Below are 14961 nucleotides of genomic sequence, written 5' to 3' on the forward strand. Positions count from 1 at the left end.
GGTCAGGCCGGGCCGGACCAGTAGCTGATCCCGAGGTTGGTGTCGAAGGTGCGCATCCGGCCGAGCACCTGGTCGGGGGTCGGGCGGAGGAGTTCGTCGACGATGCGGCCGTCCGCGAGGAAGACGACGCGGTCGGCGTAGGAGGCCGCCACCGGGTCGTGGGTGACCATCACGACGGTCTGGCCGAGTTCCCGGACACACCGGCGCAGCAGGGCGAGGATCTCGGCGGCGGAGCGGGAGTCCAGGTTGCCGGTCGGTTCGTCGGCGAAGACGATCCGGGGCCGGCCGGCCAGTGCCCGGACGCAGGCGACGCGCTGCTGCTGGCCGCCCGAGAGCTGGGCCGGGCGGTGGTCGAGCCGGCCACCGAGGCCGGCCGCCTCGACCAGGGTGCGCAGCCACTGCCGGTCAGGGGTGCGGCCGGCCAGGGTCAGCGGCAGGGTGATGTTCTCGGAGACCGTCAGGGTGGGGATCAGGTGGAAGGCCTGGAAGACGAAGCCCACGTGGTCGCGGCGGAGCCTGGTCAGCTGACCGTCGCTGAGCCGGGTGAGGTCCACGTCGCCGATCCGGGCCGCGCCCGAGGTGCAGGACTCCAGACCGGCGAGGCACTGGAGCAGGGTGGACTTGCCCGAGCCGGACGGGCCCATGATCGCCGCGAACTCCCCCTCCCGGAAGGACACCGAGACCTGTTCCAACGCCACCACCCGGGCGTTGCCCGACCCGTGCACCTTGGTCAGGTCGACGGCCGACGCGGCAGCCGGGGCGTGGTTCGCGACGGGGCGGGGCGGGCGTGCGGTCATCGGTGGTGCTCTCCTCGGCTGGGCACGGGCGTGGATCGGGGGTGGGTTCGGGGATGGGGGCAGGGCGGACCGGCGGGCTCGGTGGGCGGCTCGGTGGGCGGCCGCAGGCCGGTGCCGGCGCCCAGCAGGGCGAGGGACCGGACCGCGAGCTCCCGTCCGGCGGCGGCCGGGCGCCCCTGGTGGCCGCCGCTGTCGTGGTGGTCGAGCAGGACCGGCGCGGCCCCGCTGCCGGCCTGGCCGAGCGCCGCGCAGAGCTTCCAGGCGTGCCAGGGCGGCACCCGCGCGTCGTTCGCCCCGGTGGCGAAGAGCACCGCCGGGTACGCCGTCCCGGGCACCACCCGGTGGTACGGGGAGTAGTCGAGCAGGGCCCGCAGCGCCTGCGGGTCGGCCGGATCGCCGTACTCCTCGGCCCAGAGTCGGCCGAGGCCGCCGACCTGGTAGCGGGCCAGATCGGTGAGCGGGGCCGCGCACACCGCGGCGGCCAGCAGCCCGGGTTCCCGGGTCAGTGCGGCGGCGACCACCAGCGCCCCGTTGCTGGCGGCCAGCGCGCCCAGCCCGTCGGCCGGGGCCTCGCCGCGCTCGACCAGCATCGCGGCGGCGGCCCGGAAGTCGTCCACGGTGGTGCTCTTGCCGGGGCCGCGGCCGGCGGCCGCCCAGGCGGGGCCGAGCTCGCCGCCGCCGCGCGCGTGCACCCAGGCGATCCGGCCCCCGGCCCGCAGCCAGGCCTCCAGGGCCGGATCCCAGCTGGGCTCCAGGGGGATGCCGAAGCCCCCGTAGACGGTGAGCAGGGTGGGTACGGGGCCGCCGCCCTGCGGCCCGGGGTCGCAGACCGTCACCGGGACGGGCGTACCGTCCCGGCCGACGGCGGTGAGCGTGCGCAGCGCGGCGCGGCGCTCGGGCGGCTCCACCGGGCCGGAGCCGTCCAGGCTCCAGGTCCAGGTGCCGTACCGGGGGTCGTCGGCGAGCAGCCAGACCGACCCGCCGACCCGCCCGTGGCGGTCGTACGGGGTGGCGCCGAGGCGCAGCCGGGCGGGCCAGTGCAGTGCGGTGGCGCCGTCCGCCGTCCCGTCCGAGGCTCCGCCAGCCGGTCCGTCCGCCGCCCAGCCCGGCCGGTGCACGTCGAGCCGGTGGGTGGTCCCGAGCCGGCGGAGCAGCGCCAGGCCGGGCGTCGGGCCGGGGCCGAGCACCCGCAGGGTGGTGACCGGGCCCGCGACCGGACCGCCGCCGGACGGTGCGCCGGCGGCGGGCAGGGCGACGGCGGGCAACACGGCAGCGGGCTGCGCGACGGCAGCGGGCCGACGGGTGGCCCCCCGGGCGACCGCGTCCAGGTCCAACGCCAGCAGTTCCTCCGCGGCGAGGAGGCAGACGGTCTCGTTCAGGTCCAGCGCGGTGACCCGCCGGCCGTCGAGGTCGAGCGGCTGCCAGTCGGGCACCGTCCGGCCGGTCCACCGGGTGGCCCACCAGCGCACCGGGCCGGACGGCTGCGGGCGGGTACGCAGCAGCAGGTGCCCGCCGGGGCCGCCGTGGAGGGTGAGCCGGACCGGGCCGGGCACCGGCAGGGCGAGCCGGCGGGCCGGGCCGTCGGCCGGCCGGCGGGCCACCAGGGTGTGCTCGGTGCGGGTGCCGGCCGTGTACACCAGCGCCTCGCCGGTGAAGGCGAGGGTTGCGTACGGGGCCGCGTCGGGCAGGTGGCGGGGCCGGCCGCCCTGGTGGGTGGGCAGCAGGTGCAGGCCGCCGTTCTCCGCACCATCCCGGTGCAGCTGGACGGCGACGAACCCGCCGTGCGGCTCGGGCTGCCAGCCGGCGATCCGGTCGCCGCGACCGATGACGCCCTCGGTCGGCGTCCGACGGGTGCCGTCGGGGTGCCGGACGGTCAGGAAGTCGCCGTCCGGGCCGCGTTCGTGGCGGAAGAGCAGGCCACCGGCCTCGGCGGGCGGGGTGGGCGTCCGGTCGGGCGCCTCCCGTTCCACCCTGTCGAGCAGTGCGGCCCAGGCGGGCTCGTCGGATCGCTGCGGGCGGGCGGCCAGCAGGCGCCGCTGCTCGGCCAGCCAGGCTCGGGTGCGCGGGGCGTCCGCGTCCTCCAGCCAGCGGTACGGGTCCGCCGGTGCGAGCTGCGCCGCCCCGTGGTCGATGTCAGCCACGCAGGGCCTCCGCAGGGTCGTCGTTCCGTCGTTCCGCGGCACACCCGGCCCCGGTCGGCCCGGCGGTGGGCCGACCCGCGGTGGCGGCCAGTCCGACGGCTGCGAGGACCACCACGACCACCGCCGCGCCGGCCACCGTGCCGGTCACACCGAACGCGTGGGCGCACAGGCCCGCGAGGGTCGGCCCGGCGGGCGCGACCAGCTGGGCGAGGAAGCCGATGCCGCTGTGCACCCGGCCCTGCAGGCCCGGCGGGGTCACCTCCATCTGGGTGACCGCGATCAGCACGGTGACCACCGGTCCGGCGGCCGCGGCGAGGGCGAGCGGCAGGACCGCCACCCAGTGCCCCTGGGCCGCGGTGAAGCCGGGCAGGGCGAGCGCGACCACGGCGGTGCCGAGGGCGATGCCCCGGGACGGCGGGAGCCGCCGGGCCAGGGCCGGCGCGAGCAGCGATCCGGCCAGCCCGCCGGTGCCCAGGGCCGCGGTCAGCACCCCGATGTTCACGGCGCCCCCGCCCGAGGCGACCACCACGATCAGCAGGCCGTTGAACACCAGGTTGAGCACGGCCGCGTTGACCACCGCGTACCGCAGGAAGGGCACCCGCCAGATGAACCGGACGCCCTCGGCCAGCGCGGCCCGGACTCCGGGCTCCGCCGACCCGGCCGCGGGGCGCTCCCGCAGCCCCTTGGGCAGCAGTGCCACGCAGCAGACGGCCGCCAGGTAGCTGCCGGCGTCGACGGCGAACACCCAGGACGGGTGGACGGCCAGCAGTGCGCCGCCGGCCAGCGGGCCGGCCGTCGCCGCGACGGCCGCCCGACTCTGCAACAGGCTGACCGCGCGGGGCAGTTGACCGGGCCGCACGAAGGAGCGCACCACGACGTTCTCGACGGGCGCCAGGGTGCTGCCCACCGCACCCAGCAGCAGGGCGGCGACCAGCACCGCCCACAGCGGCGGCATGCCGCCGACGGCCGACAGGGCCAGCCCGGCCAGTACGAGCGCGCCGGCCGCATTGCCGAGCAGCAGCATCGTCCGCCGCTCGCGGCGGTCGGCGAGGACGCCGGCCGGGAGCCGGGCAAGCAGCACCCCTACGGAGAGCGCCGTGCCGGCCAGGCCGGCCTGCCGGACGTCGCCGCCGGCCCGCAGCGCGACCACCGGGAGGGCGACCACCGAGGCGGCGGTGCCCAGGGCCGAGGCGGACTCGCCGCCGTAGAGCAGCCAGAACGGCCGCCCCAGCCTCCCGGCGGCCGCCCCGCTCACGCCGACCCCGTCGCGAACTGGCTCCGGATGCCGCGCAGCGGACGGGCCGCCAGTGCCGCCGGGACGGCCGTGGCGACCAGCACCCCGAGCAGCACGCCGACCGTCCACGGCACGTCCAGGGCGGGCAGCCCCTGGCCGACCGCCCGGGCCAGCGGCACCAGGCAGATCCCGGCCGTCACCACCGCCAGCACCGTCCCGACCAGTGCCGAGGCCAGCACCTCGTACACCACGCAGCGCAGCAGCTGGCCCCGGCCGAGGCCGAGGGCCCGTAGGTGGGCGCGCTGGGAGCGGCGGTCCCGCTGGGCGATGGCGCAGGTGTTGGCGACGGCGAGCAGCGCGTACCCGGCCACCACGGAGACGATCAGCCGGGAGGCCAGGTCGTCCTGGACGCTGCGCGGCCGCAGGTGGTCCAGGTAGTCGGCCCGTGCGGCGATCCGCTCGCCGGGCCCGGGCTCCCAGCCGCCCGGATCGCCGCCGAGCAGCACCAGGTCGGCGTGCGGGGCCGGGGTGTGGGCGAGGGCGAGGTCCGCGGGGAGGACGTACGAGGGGAAGGCGAGGTCCCGTTGGTAGACGGCGACGAGCCGCAGCTGCGCCTCCTGCCCGTCGGCGAGCCCGAAGGTGACGCTCTGGCCGAGCTGCCAACCCTGCGAGGCCACCGCGGTGGTGCCGGCGGCGAACGTGCCGGGCACCAACTCGTCCAGTCTGCCCTGCTGTTCGCCGAGGTCCAGGACGCTCCGCAGGGCCGTTCCGTCGACGCCCCAGGCGCGGGTGGGCCGGGGCTTGTCGTCGTAGAAGTCGGGCGGCGGTGTCACCTCGGTGGCGATCGGCGCGACGGCGGTGCCGCCGGGCAGGCCGGCCGGGCGGGCGGGCAGCCGGCTGCCCGGCTCGGCCGTCACCACCGCGTCGGCCCGCAGCGCCTGTGCGGTCTGCTGCTGCACGGCGGCGCCCATCGTCGCCCCCGAGCCGAGCAGGCAGACCACGATGCCGACGGCCAGCAGGACGGGCACCGCGATCGCGGACGTCCGGGCGGGCGCGGCCCGCAGCCCGGCGGCGGCGATCCGGCCGGCCTTCCGGTCCACCAGCTGCAGCAGGGCGCAGCAGGGGCCGATGAGCAGCGGCACGAACCACGGCGCGAGCACTGCGAGGGTGGGGATGACGGACATGGCCAGCCCCGTCACCAGGGCGCCCTGGAGCACCGGCGGCATGTCCATCGCGACCGTCAGGACCACCAGCGGCCCGCAGAGCATGATGACCATGGCGATGCCCGCCACCAGCCGGCCGGGGTTGCGGCGGGGCGGGGCCAGCGCCAGTGACTGGTCCTTGAGCAGGTCGATCGGCTGGACCCGGCCGGCCGCCAGCACGCTGGCCAGCGCGGCCAGCACCGCGACCGCGCAGGTGCCGAGGCAGGCGCCGACCGCGATCGCCCAGATCTGCCCGGCGGGGGGCAGGTCGACCGCGGCGGGGAACAGCTCGCGCTCGATCAGCATCCGTCGCCCGAAACCGGCCGCGGGAACCGTCCCGGCCGCCGCCGCGACGGCGGAGGGGGCCAGGGCGACCAGCGCGACGTCCGCGACGACCAGGGCCCGCAGCCGGCCGGCCGTCACCCCGAGGGCGCGCAGCACGGCGAACTGCCCGAGCCGCTGGTTGGTCCAGAGCGCGACCGTCGAGCCCGTCACCAGCACCGCGGACATCAGCAGCAGTGTCAGCAGCAGACCCAGCAGGTTCTGGGTGTCGGCGGCCGCCGCGGCGGCCGCCGAGCCCGCCGGGTAGGACCGGCCGCTGACCGCCGCGAGCAGCACCAGGCAGGCGCCGACCCCGGTGGCGGTGAGCGCGCAGGCCACCGCGACACCTATGACGCGCCCCGGGTACGCCCGTACCTCGGCGACGCACAGTCGCAGTCCGCCGAGCGGTCCACTCGGACGGGTAGTCGGTTCCGATGCCACGGCCACGGTTATCTCACCCCAAAACGGTAAATAGGATGCAGAGTTGGGGAAGGCCGCATGTCCCGCGGCCTTCCCCTTCTCCTGTCACCCGGTACTGCAGGACCTCGAAGGTCAGCAGCTGAACACGCTGTACGAGCTGAACGGGGCGTCGACGACGATCTCCTCGTCGAGCTCCTGAAGCGCCAGGACGTCGGCCATCACGGTCACCTCCTCTCGTCATCACACCGGAGCACCGCACCGGGCTGCCGGGATCAGCAGCCCCAGTAGCTGAGCGAGCTGAACGGGGCGTCGACGACGATCTCCTCGTCGAGCTCCTGAAGCGCCAGGACGTCGGCCATCACGGTCACCTCCTCTCGTCGTCTCGCCGGAACACGGCACCGGGCCGCGGGGACCAGGGGGTCAGCAGTGGAACGCGCTGACCGAGCTGAACGGGGCGTCGACGACGATCTCCTCGTCGAGCTCCTGAAGGGCCAGGATGTCGGCCATCACGGTCACCTCCTCTCGTCGTCTCGCCGGGACGGGGTACCGGGCTCGGCCCGCTCCGGCGCCCACCCGCGGCTGGGGTGGGCACCGGGGAGCAGGCACTGCCCGGGGCTCTTGGCGGCAGCCAGCGCCAGCAGGGCGCCGGCGGAGCCGGTGGCCAGGTCGGTCGAGAGCCGGATCAGCTGGTCCCCGTGCAGGACACCGCCGTCCTGCTGCGGGGCCAGGTGCAGCTCCAGCAGCCGGAGTTGCTCCTCCGCCTCGGCCCGCCAGTGCGGCAGGCGGGCGGCGACCTGGAACAGGGTGTAGACGAGCCCGGCGCGGCCGTTGAACAGCCCGCCCTGGACGACCACACGGACCGCACCGGCCCGGGCCGCGGCCTCCAGCACCCGTTCGGCACCGAGGGCTTCGGCCTGGACGGAGGGCAGGGCCAGGACGGCGAGCGCCACTCCGGCCGAGCCCTCCGCGAGGTACGGCAGCAGCCGGCCCGAGCTGTGCATCTGGAGCATGTCGTCGACCAGCCGGCCGTGCCGTAGGTCGCAGCGGACGGCCCGTTCGGCGGCCTCGACCCAGGACGTGTCACCGGTGAGGGCTGCGCAGCGGGCGAACAGCACTGCCGGCCCCGACCAGCCGCGCAGCAGCCCCGGCCGGTCCAGCAGCCCGGCCTCGCCGATCCGGCCGGCGGCCTTGGCGGCCAGCCCGAGCGCCTCGTCCGTCGCACCGGCCTCCAGCAGCAGGTGGGCGACGCCCGTCAGGCCGCCGTAGAGGCCTGGTGAGGCGGGCAACGGGCCGGCCAGCAGCCGGTCCACCACGTTCGGGGCGTCCGGGTGCCCGAGCCGGTGGAACAGCCAGCCGGCGCCGGCCAGCCCGTCGTACAGTCCGACCGGAGTGTCGGCCGGGGCGCGCCGCACAGCGGCGGCGAGCCAGTCCAGCTGCGCCTCCCCTGGTGCGACTCCGGCCAGGTGCCGGGCGAGCAGCACGCCGGAGGAGCCGTACGCCAGCCCGAGCGCACCGCCGGGGCGCAGCCCGGCCACGTCGCCGGGGTGGAGGCGGTCCTCCCGCTCCGGGGTCGCCGCCCCGTCGATGCCGCGCAGCAGGGACGCGACCGTGAGCTCCGCCCCGGCCTCGGCCGCGGGCCGGTCCCCGAGGTGGGGCCGCAGCGCCGGGGAGAGGGCGAGCCGCTTCGTCATCCGCTCGACGAAGTCGGCGGGCACCGTCGGGAAGGACTCCGCGACGAGGTCCAGCAGCCCGGTGACGACGGCCGGGTTGCGCCGGGTCAGCGTGGTCAGCGAGACGAGGGCGGCGAGCTGGCAGCAGCCGAGCGCGAACAGGTCGGCCTCACGGGCGTCCGTGATCGCCGGGTCGGTGAAGCCGGGGGCACCGAGGGTGCGCCGGCGCGGGGTGTCCAGCGGCGTCGCGAGCTCGAAGTCGATCAGGGCGACGGTGCCATCCGGGCGGACCATGATGTTGCGGTGGTGGAGGTCCCCGAACGCCACCCCCTCCCGGTGCAGCGCCGCGACGCACTCCTCGACCAGCGCGAGCCGCGTGACCGCGAGCCCCGCGAAGTCGGCCAGGGCGCGGGCGTCCGGCCGGTGCCGGGTGAGCGGGTACTCCCGGCCCAGCCAGGCGTTGAGGGACTCGCCGGGGATGTACTCCATCACCAGGTAGTGGTGCTCCCAGCTGGTGAAGTACTCGTACAGCTCCGGCACGAACGGCAGGTGACCGACCCGTTCCAGGGCGTCCCGCTCGACCAGCAGCCGGGCCACCGCGTCCGTCTCCGAGGCGTCCAGCCCGGCGTGCGGGCGGGCCTCCTTGATGACGACCCGTCGGCCGCCCTCGTCCTCGGCGAGGTAGACCCCGCCGGCATTGGAGAAGTGCAGCGCCTTGACCACCCGGTAGCGGCCGAGGCCGGCTCCCGCGCCGGCGGCGGCCGCGGCGATCCGCTCGGCCAGGAAGTCCGGGGTCGTGGCCCACTCGGGGACGGTGAAGCGCGGACGCCGCGCGTCCGGCACCAGCCGGCCGTCCGGATCCTTCACCGCGGGCACCCTGGTGCCGTCCGGCAGCTCGCACCACATCAGGGCGAAGCCTCCGTAGCGCACCGACACCGGACCCTGGTTCCACCGCAGGTCGGACAGGACGTACGGGCCGGGGCGGCCGCCGAGGGCCCCGTCCAGCTCGGCGAGGACGGTCTCCAGCTCCGCGGCCATCCGCGGGTAGACGGTGACGACCTTGCCGCTGGCGGACCGGTCGGCGTACTTGGCGTTCGTCACCGCGACCACCAGCCTGCTGCGCAGGTACTTCCAGGGCAGCCCGAGCCGGCGGCAGACCCGCCAGACCGTCTCGATCGTCTCCTCGGCGGTCTCGGGCGTGGCGCTGACGTGGACCTTCCAGCCCTGTTCCGGCAGCTGCGGGGCGCCGGGCGGTGCCAGCACCTCCCACACCCCCTGGGTGCGGCCGTGCCAGCCCTCGGGCAGCACGCCCCCGCCCGGAGCGAACCGGGAGTCCCGGTCGTCACACCGCTCCAGGGCGTCGTACCACACCGGATCGGCTATCGCATACGACTCGTATTTCGCGTCCACTTCGCCGCTCGCCCCCTTTCGAATATCCGCTGAACGGAATTCCGATTTCCACCGGAACTTTCGAAGCCCAGGCTTCCCGTTCCGACAGGAACCATCCTTCCCCGACGCCTCGTCATGTGACAACAGTGTTAAGTGGGAACTGAATCCGACGCATACCAGGCGGAATCCAGGCCTTCACTTCGGGGTCGCCGAAAACCCGTGCGATCATGACGCCATGAAGACGCGTGTCGTGATCGCCGACGACCAGGCGAGCGTCCGCCAGGGATTCCGGCACATCCTGGCGGCCCAGCCCGACATGGAGGTCGTGGCCGAGGCTGCGGACGGCCTGGAGGCCATGGACGCCGTCCGCGCCCTGCGGCCGGACGTCCTGCTGGTCGACATCCGGATGCCGGGGCTGGACGGACTGGAGGTCACCCGCAGACTGGCCGGCATCACCCCGGAGGTGAAGGTCGTCGTGGTGACCACCTTCGACCTCGACGAGTACGTGCACACCGCGCTGCGCAACGGCGCCTGCGGCTTCCTGCTCAAGCACTCAGGGCCCGCGCTGCTGGCCGAGGCGATCCGCTCGGCGGTGGTCGGCGACTCGCTGATCAGCCCGCAGATCACCACCCGCCTGCTGCACCACTTCACCGGCCCGCGCCGGGTCGACCGCTCTCCGGTCGAGCCGCTGACGAGCCGCGAGGAGGAGATCGCCGTCCTGGTCGCCGAGGGGCTGACCAACGCCGACATCGGCGCCGAGCTGTTCATCTCGCTGAGCACCGTCAAGACCCATCTGGCCAACCTCCAACGCAAGTTGAAGGCCCGCAACCGGGTGGGCATCGCCACCTGGGCCTGGGAGTCGGGACTGGCCGAGCGCACCTGACCGGGCTCGCCCGAGCCGACCCGCCCGACACCGTCCGCACGACCCCCTTCCTCACCGCAGCGCCCGCCGACGGCCCTCGACCCAGCGCGGGGCGGCGCCGCCCGGAGACCGGCCCTCCCCGCCCGACGGGGCCTCACCGCGCAGCAGCGCCCGCCCCAGCGGGGTGACGGTGTGCAGCACGCCGTTGCCGCAGCGCCGGGTGTCGATCAGCCCGGCCGCCCGCAGCACGGAAGTGTGCTGGCTGACCGCCGAGGCCGTCACTCCGAGCCGGTCCGCCAACTCGCCGGTGGTACAGCCGTCCAGCACGGCATGGAGGGCCGCCGCCCTGGTCCGGCCGACCAGCGCGGCGAGCGGCTCGCCCCCGCCGCGGCGCGCGGACTCCGCCGCCTCCGGCGCACCCACCGGCGCCGGGCGGCCGCCCCGCTCGGGACGCATCGCGAAGAGCAGTGTCGGAGCCTCCTCCGGCTCCCCCCGCCGCGGCCGGAGCAGCACCCCGGCGCCCTGCAGGAAGAGCGACGGGGCCAGCCGCAACCCCCGCCCGTCGAGGGTGAGTTCGATGTCCCGTTCGGCGGGGACCTCCAGCACCGGGGCGTTCCAGCGGATCTTCGGGTGCAACGTGCCGAGCAACGCGTCCACCCCACCGCGGCCGGCGATCTGGCGGCGGACGTCCCGCTCCGCCTCCAGCCGGGCCCGGACGTCCGGCCAGCAGGGCCGCAGCGCCACCTGGTGGAACTCGCGGACCGCCGCGGCGACATCGGCCCGCTGGACCACCGACTCGGTACCCCGGCCGGACGACACGATCCGGCCATTCGCCCACACCCGCAATACGTCCCGGAAACCACCGTTGGATCCCGAAAGACGCCGCAGCCGCTCCGCCAGCACCGGCTGCCGCGCCAACTGCCCGCGGACGGCCCGCTGCCAGGGGCGGAAGAATTCCCCACCGCTCCGCCACGCCTCCAGCGCCAGCACCGCCTCCATCTCCTGTTCGACATTTCCAGCAATTCGTACACGAGCCAGATCTTCGGTAGACATGGCAATGCGAATCACAGGCCGATCCCCCGCTCGGGATTCTTTCGTCGGGACGGCTCAGGGGAACCCCGCACCCTGATCGCCGCACCGACATCCTTGCCCGCCCGCCGAGCGCGTCGCCATCGGCCGATCGGCCCATTTGATCGTTCCGAACGCCGAACCGGCCGCCGCCGGATGTGCCGAATGGCCTGGATCAGCCCGTCGACAGGCTCGAAACCGCCGTCGGACCGGGCCTGCGGGACTCCGACCGGTCAGCCCCCGAGACCGGCCACGCCCTCCGTCGGCAGCACCGCGGCGACCCGCCAGCCGCCCTCCGGCCCCGGTCCGGCGGTCAGCTCACCACCGGCCGCCTCCACCCGCTCCCGCAGGCCCGCGAGCCCGAAGCCGCCGCCCTCCCGCTCGGTCCCGCCCAACGCGCCGCCGACACCACCCTCATCGGGCGAACCCGCACCGGACGAGCCCCCTGCCCCGCCCGGCAGCCCGTCGTCGGTGACCGTGACCCGCAGCGCCGCCCGCCCGCCGTGCCGGGCCGGGCCGACCTCGATCGCCACCTCCCCGGCCGCGGGCGCGTGCCGACGGACGTTGGTCAGCGCCTCCACCACCAGCCGGTAGCCGAGCCCGCTGATCGCCGCCGGCACCGCCGCCAGTTCGGCCTCCGACGGAGCCTCCAGCCGCACCCGCGCGGAGCCGCTGCGGGTGAACCGCTCGGCCAGCGCGGGCAGTTCGCTCAGGTCGCGGCGCAGGCTGCGCGCCCCGGGCCCGCCCGCCGCCGCCCGTCCGGAACCCCGGCCCGGCCCCCGCTCCGCCACCGCAGCATCAGCCGCAGCCGCCCCGAACCGCCCACGCGGCTCCGGATCGGCGTCGTCCGCCGCGAAGACCTGCACGGTCCGGTCCATCGTGACCAGCGCCTGCCGCCCGGCCGCCTCGATCCCCGCCAGCAGTTCGACCACCTGCCGGGGGTCCTGCCGGGCCAGCACCTGCGCGGCCTGAGCCAGCACCACCACCCCGGTGACGTCGTGCGCGGCGAAGTCATGCAGGTCGCGGGCCAGGTCCAGGCGCTGCGCCCGTCGTTCGGCCGCCACCGCCGCCCGGGCCCGGGTGTCCATCGAGCGCAGGTAGCAGCCGACCCCGACCACCGCGCAGGACAGCAGCGCCGAGGTCAGGCAGAGCTTGGTGATCGCCCCGGGCGGGGCCGGCGGCTCGGCCCAGACCCCGATCCGCATCGGCACCAGTGCCGCCGTCGCGACCAGCAGCGCGCCGAGGCCGAACGCCGTCGCCGCCGGGGGCCGACGCACCGCGGGGACGATCGGCACGAGCAGCGCGACGGTCTCCAGCAGCCACCAGTTCTCGATGCTGCCGGACACCGGCCCGCGGTATCCGGCCGTCACCAGCAGCGACACGGCGCAGGCGACCAGCACCGAGGGGCCCACCGCACCGAGCCGGCCCGGGGCCCAGAGCGCCGGGAACAGCCCGGCGAGCACCCCCACCGCACCGGACCCGACGATCAGCGGCCCCGGGTCCCCCAGCCCCGCCGCCGCGGCCGCCAGCACCCCCGCCGCCGCCGTTCCGTACCCCGCCCTGCGCACCACGGTGTGCCACGACCACGTCATGGTTCGGGATCCTACGAAGCCGGACGGCCCGCCAGGGCGGGTACGGCGAACCGGCCGAGGCCCGTCCGGTGAACCGGCCGGGCCGTGTCCGACGAACCGGAGGCCGGCCCCGTGGGACCGGCCCGCCGGCTCACTCCTTCGGAGCCTCCGGCTGCTCGACGAAGTCGACCTTCTTGAACTGCTTGTTCATCGACTTGGCCAGGAACCAGGTCGCGACGCCGAGGGCGGCGAAGACGACGAAGCCGAGGAGGCCGGGGGTGACCTTGGCGTCGTCGACGGCGAGGTCAGCGGCGAGCTGGACGAGGTTCACGGAGGCACTCATATCTCTATGGTGGCCCGGCTCACGGGGAGCCGGGCCATCGGGGGGTGGTTCAGTCGCGCGTGTCGGCGGCCTCGACCGCCAGGGTGGGCGTGCGCAGGCCGGCGAACAGGTCGTCCTCCGGCAGGTCCACGTCGACCAGGGTACGGCTGAGCTCGTAGTCCTCGGTGGGCCAGACCTCGCGCTGGACCTCCAGCGGGACGCGGAACCACGGGCCGTCCGGGTCGATCTGGGTCGCGTGGGCGATCAGCGCGCGGTCGCGGGTCTCGAACCAGTCGTCGCAGCGGACCCGGGTGGTGATCTCGCGCTCCTTGCGGCCGCTCTTCTCCCAGCCCTCGATCCACTCGCCGTACGGCGACTCGTGGCCGTGCTCGGTGAGGTACGTGTGGAGGGCCCGGATGCGGCCCATCGGGAAGCCGTGGTTGTAGTACAGCTTGAGCGGCTGCCAGGGCTCGCCGGCCTCCGGGTAGGCGTCCGGGTCGCCCGCGGCGTCGAAGGCCAGCATGGTGATCTTGTGGGTCATGATGTGGTCCGGGTGCGGGTAGCCGCCGTTCTCGTCGTAGGTCGTGATGACCTGCGGCTTGAACTCGCGGATCAGCCGGACCAGCGGCTCCGCGGCCTCCTTGACGTCCTGGAGGGCGAAGCAGCCCTCGGGCAGCGGCGGCAGCGGGTCCCCCTCGGGCAGGCCGGAGTCCACGAAGCCCAGCCAGGCCTGCTTGACGCCGAGGATCGCCCGCGCCTCGTCCATCTCCTTGCGGCGCACCTCGTGGATGTTCTCCTCGACGTACCGATCCCCCTGGAGCTTGGGGTTGAGGACCGACCCGCGCTCGCCCCCCGTGCAGGTGGCCACCAGCACGTCCACGCCCTGCTCGACGTACATGGCCATGGTGGCCGCGCCCTTGCTGGACTCGTCGTCCGGGTGGGCGTGCACCGCCATCAGTCGCAACTGCTCAGTCAACGCCTTGCGTTCCTTCCACACTCGTCGGGCGTTCCGCGAAGTCCGGGTCTGCCCACCGTACGAACCGCTCACTTCGGGACCGCGTCGCCGCGGGGCCGGGCCGCGGAACGTCGCCGCCGCGGCCGAGCCCTGCCCCCGCCGGACCGGCCGCGGGCGTGCCCCTCCTATAGTGACGGACTGGAGGAGCGTCGCATTCCCCCGCACCACCCGCGCGGCCCCTCCCCCAGGAGAGGACGGAGTCCGATGAGTGCAGACACCACCGCCACCGGTCTGCCCGAGGGGCGATACGGCCGCGGCGGCGACCGCGACTCGGACCGCCGCCTGAAGGTGATCGGCGCGGTCTGCGGCGTGCTCGGCCTGGGCCTGATCGCCTGGCTGGGCGGTTCCTACATGCTGCGCGAGTCGAAGATCAACGGCTCGGTGCCGACCTTCCAGGTGCTCTCCGACTCCGAGGTCCAGCTGCACCTCACCGTGCGCAAGGGCGACGGGCAGGCCGGCACCTGCACCGTGCGCTCGCAGGGCGACGACCACGGGGTGGTCGGGGTGGCCGACTTCCCGGTCCCGGCGGCCGGTTCCAGCTACGACGCGGTGGTCACCCTGCGCACCACCTCGCGCGGCACCACCGCCGAGCTGCTGGGCTGCACCCCGACCGAGTAGTGCTCCCCCGGGCAGCGCGCCCCCGCCGGGCGCCGCGCCCGGGCCGGACAGTGCGCCCCGGGCGGCGCACCCGCCTCCGGCGGCACGCATATCCGATCCGGAGAGCGGGCATCCGTAGAGGGTCCCGCACTCCGTTGCCGTACACCGCGGCGCAACGCCACCGTCAATGACGCGTGAACGCCCCTCCCGCTTGTCAGCAGGACTTGTTAGGCTCGTGGTTTCGCCCCTTCCGCACCGGATGGTACGGGAGCGGGCGTTGCTTTGTAGTTGAGACCGATATCACCACCGACCCCTGCTGACGACTCACACCCTCAGCACAGCCCCAGCACCT

The 14961-nt window shown here is 75.3% G+C and carries 13 protein-coding genes; 2 read left to right on the forward strand and 11 right to left on the reverse strand.

The window, feature by feature from the left end; genetic code table 11:
- Positions 1-2 precede the first annotated feature (2 nt).
- From ACGF13_RS14720 to lanKC, 7 genes are all read right to left on the reverse strand, one after another.
- On the reverse strand, positions 3-797 hold the full coding sequence (locus tag ACGF13_RS14720) for an ABC transporter ATP-binding protein (protein ID WP_392873819.1): 795 nt from the start codon (positions 795-797) through the stop codon (positions 3-5).
- Positions 794-2938 (reverse strand): prolyl oligopeptidase family serine peptidase, encoded by a 2145-nt coding sequence (locus ACGF13_RS14725; protein WP_392873821.1) that lies wholly within the window; start codon positions 2936-2938, stop codon positions 794-796. The genes ACGF13_RS14720 and ACGF13_RS14725 overlap by 4 nt, the downstream gene beginning before the upstream one ends.
- Positions 2931-4193 (reverse strand): MFS transporter, encoded by a 1263-nt coding sequence (locus tag ACGF13_RS14730; protein WP_392873824.1) that lies wholly within the window; start codon positions 4191-4193, stop codon positions 2931-2933. The genes ACGF13_RS14725 and ACGF13_RS14730 overlap by 8 nt, the downstream gene beginning before the upstream one ends.
- Positions 4190-6136: an FtsX-like permease family protein gene (locus ACGF13_RS14735; protein ID WP_392873827.1), complete on the reverse strand. Its 1947-nt coding sequence runs from the start codon at positions 6134-6136 to the stop codon at positions 4190-4192. Before ACGF13_RS14735 ends, ACGF13_RS14730 begins: the two co-directional genes overlap by 4 nt.
- Positions 6137-6387: 251 nt before the next feature.
- Complete coding sequence (locus ACGF13_RS14740) at positions 6388-6477, reverse strand: class III lanthipeptide (RefSeq protein ID WP_392873830.1); 90 nt, start codon at positions 6475-6477, stop codon at positions 6388-6390.
- A 58-nt stretch (positions 6478-6535) separates the two neighbouring features.
- Positions 6536-6625 (reverse strand): class III lanthipeptide, encoded by a 90-nt coding sequence (locus ACGF13_RS14745; protein WP_392873833.1) that lies wholly within the window; start codon positions 6623-6625, stop codon positions 6536-6538.
- A gap of 2 nt (positions 6626-6627) precedes the next feature.
- Positions 6628-9195 (reverse strand): class III lanthionine synthetase LanKC, encoded by a 2568-nt coding sequence (gene lanKC / locus ACGF13_RS14750; RefSeq protein WP_392873836.1) that lies wholly within the window; start codon positions 9193-9195, stop codon positions 6628-6630.
- Positions 9196-9409: 214 nt separating this feature from the next.
- On the opposite strand from lanKC, the gene ACGF13_RS14755 reads away from it, so the two are divergent.
- Positions 9410-10057, forward strand: coding sequence for a response regulator (locus ACGF13_RS14755; RefSeq protein ID WP_392873839.1), 648 nt, complete (start codon positions 9410-9412; stop codon positions 10055-10057).
- Positions 10058-10108: 51 nt separating this feature from the next.
- Here ACGF13_RS14755 and ACGF13_RS14760 read toward each other — a convergent pair whose 3' ends face one another.
- The 4 genes from ACGF13_RS14760 to mca all read right to left on the reverse strand — a co-directional run bounded on the left by ACGF13_RS14760 (position 10109) and on the right by mca (position 13973).
- On the reverse strand, positions 10109-11089 hold the full coding sequence (locus ACGF13_RS14760) for an ArsR/SmtB family transcription factor (protein ID WP_392873841.1): 981 nt from the start codon (positions 11087-11089) through the stop codon (positions 10109-10111).
- Positions 11090-11337: 248 nt separating this feature from the next.
- Entirely contained in the window at positions 11338-12696 is a 1359-nt protein-coding gene (locus ACGF13_RS14765) for a sensor histidine kinase (RefSeq protein WP_392873844.1), read from the reverse strand.
- Between the two features lie 130 nt (positions 12697-12826).
- Complete coding sequence (locus ACGF13_RS14770) at positions 12827-13018, reverse strand: hypothetical protein (protein WP_392873847.1); 192 nt, start codon at positions 13016-13018, stop codon at positions 12827-12829.
- Positions 13019-13067: 49 nt separating this feature from the next.
- Positions 13068-13973 carry a mycothiol conjugate amidase Mca gene (gene mca, locus ACGF13_RS14775; RefSeq protein WP_392873850.1) on the reverse strand — a complete coding sequence of 302 codons (906 nt, stop codon included), beginning with the start codon at positions 13971-13973 and terminating at the stop codon, positions 13068-13070.
- 243 nt (positions 13974-14216) lie between these two features.
- On the opposite strand from mca, the gene ACGF13_RS14780 reads away from it, so the two are divergent.
- A complete protein-coding gene (locus ACGF13_RS14780; RefSeq protein WP_392873853.1) occupies positions 14217-14630 on the forward strand; it encodes a DUF4307 domain-containing protein in 414 nt (137 codons plus the stop codon).
- Positions 14631-14961 lie beyond the last annotated feature (331 nt).

It is taken from the genome of Kitasatospora sp. NPDC048286 (genome assembly GCF_043201735.1).
Taxonomy (GTDB): Bacteria; Actinomycetota; Actinomycetes; order Streptomycetales; family Streptomycetaceae; genus Kitasatospora.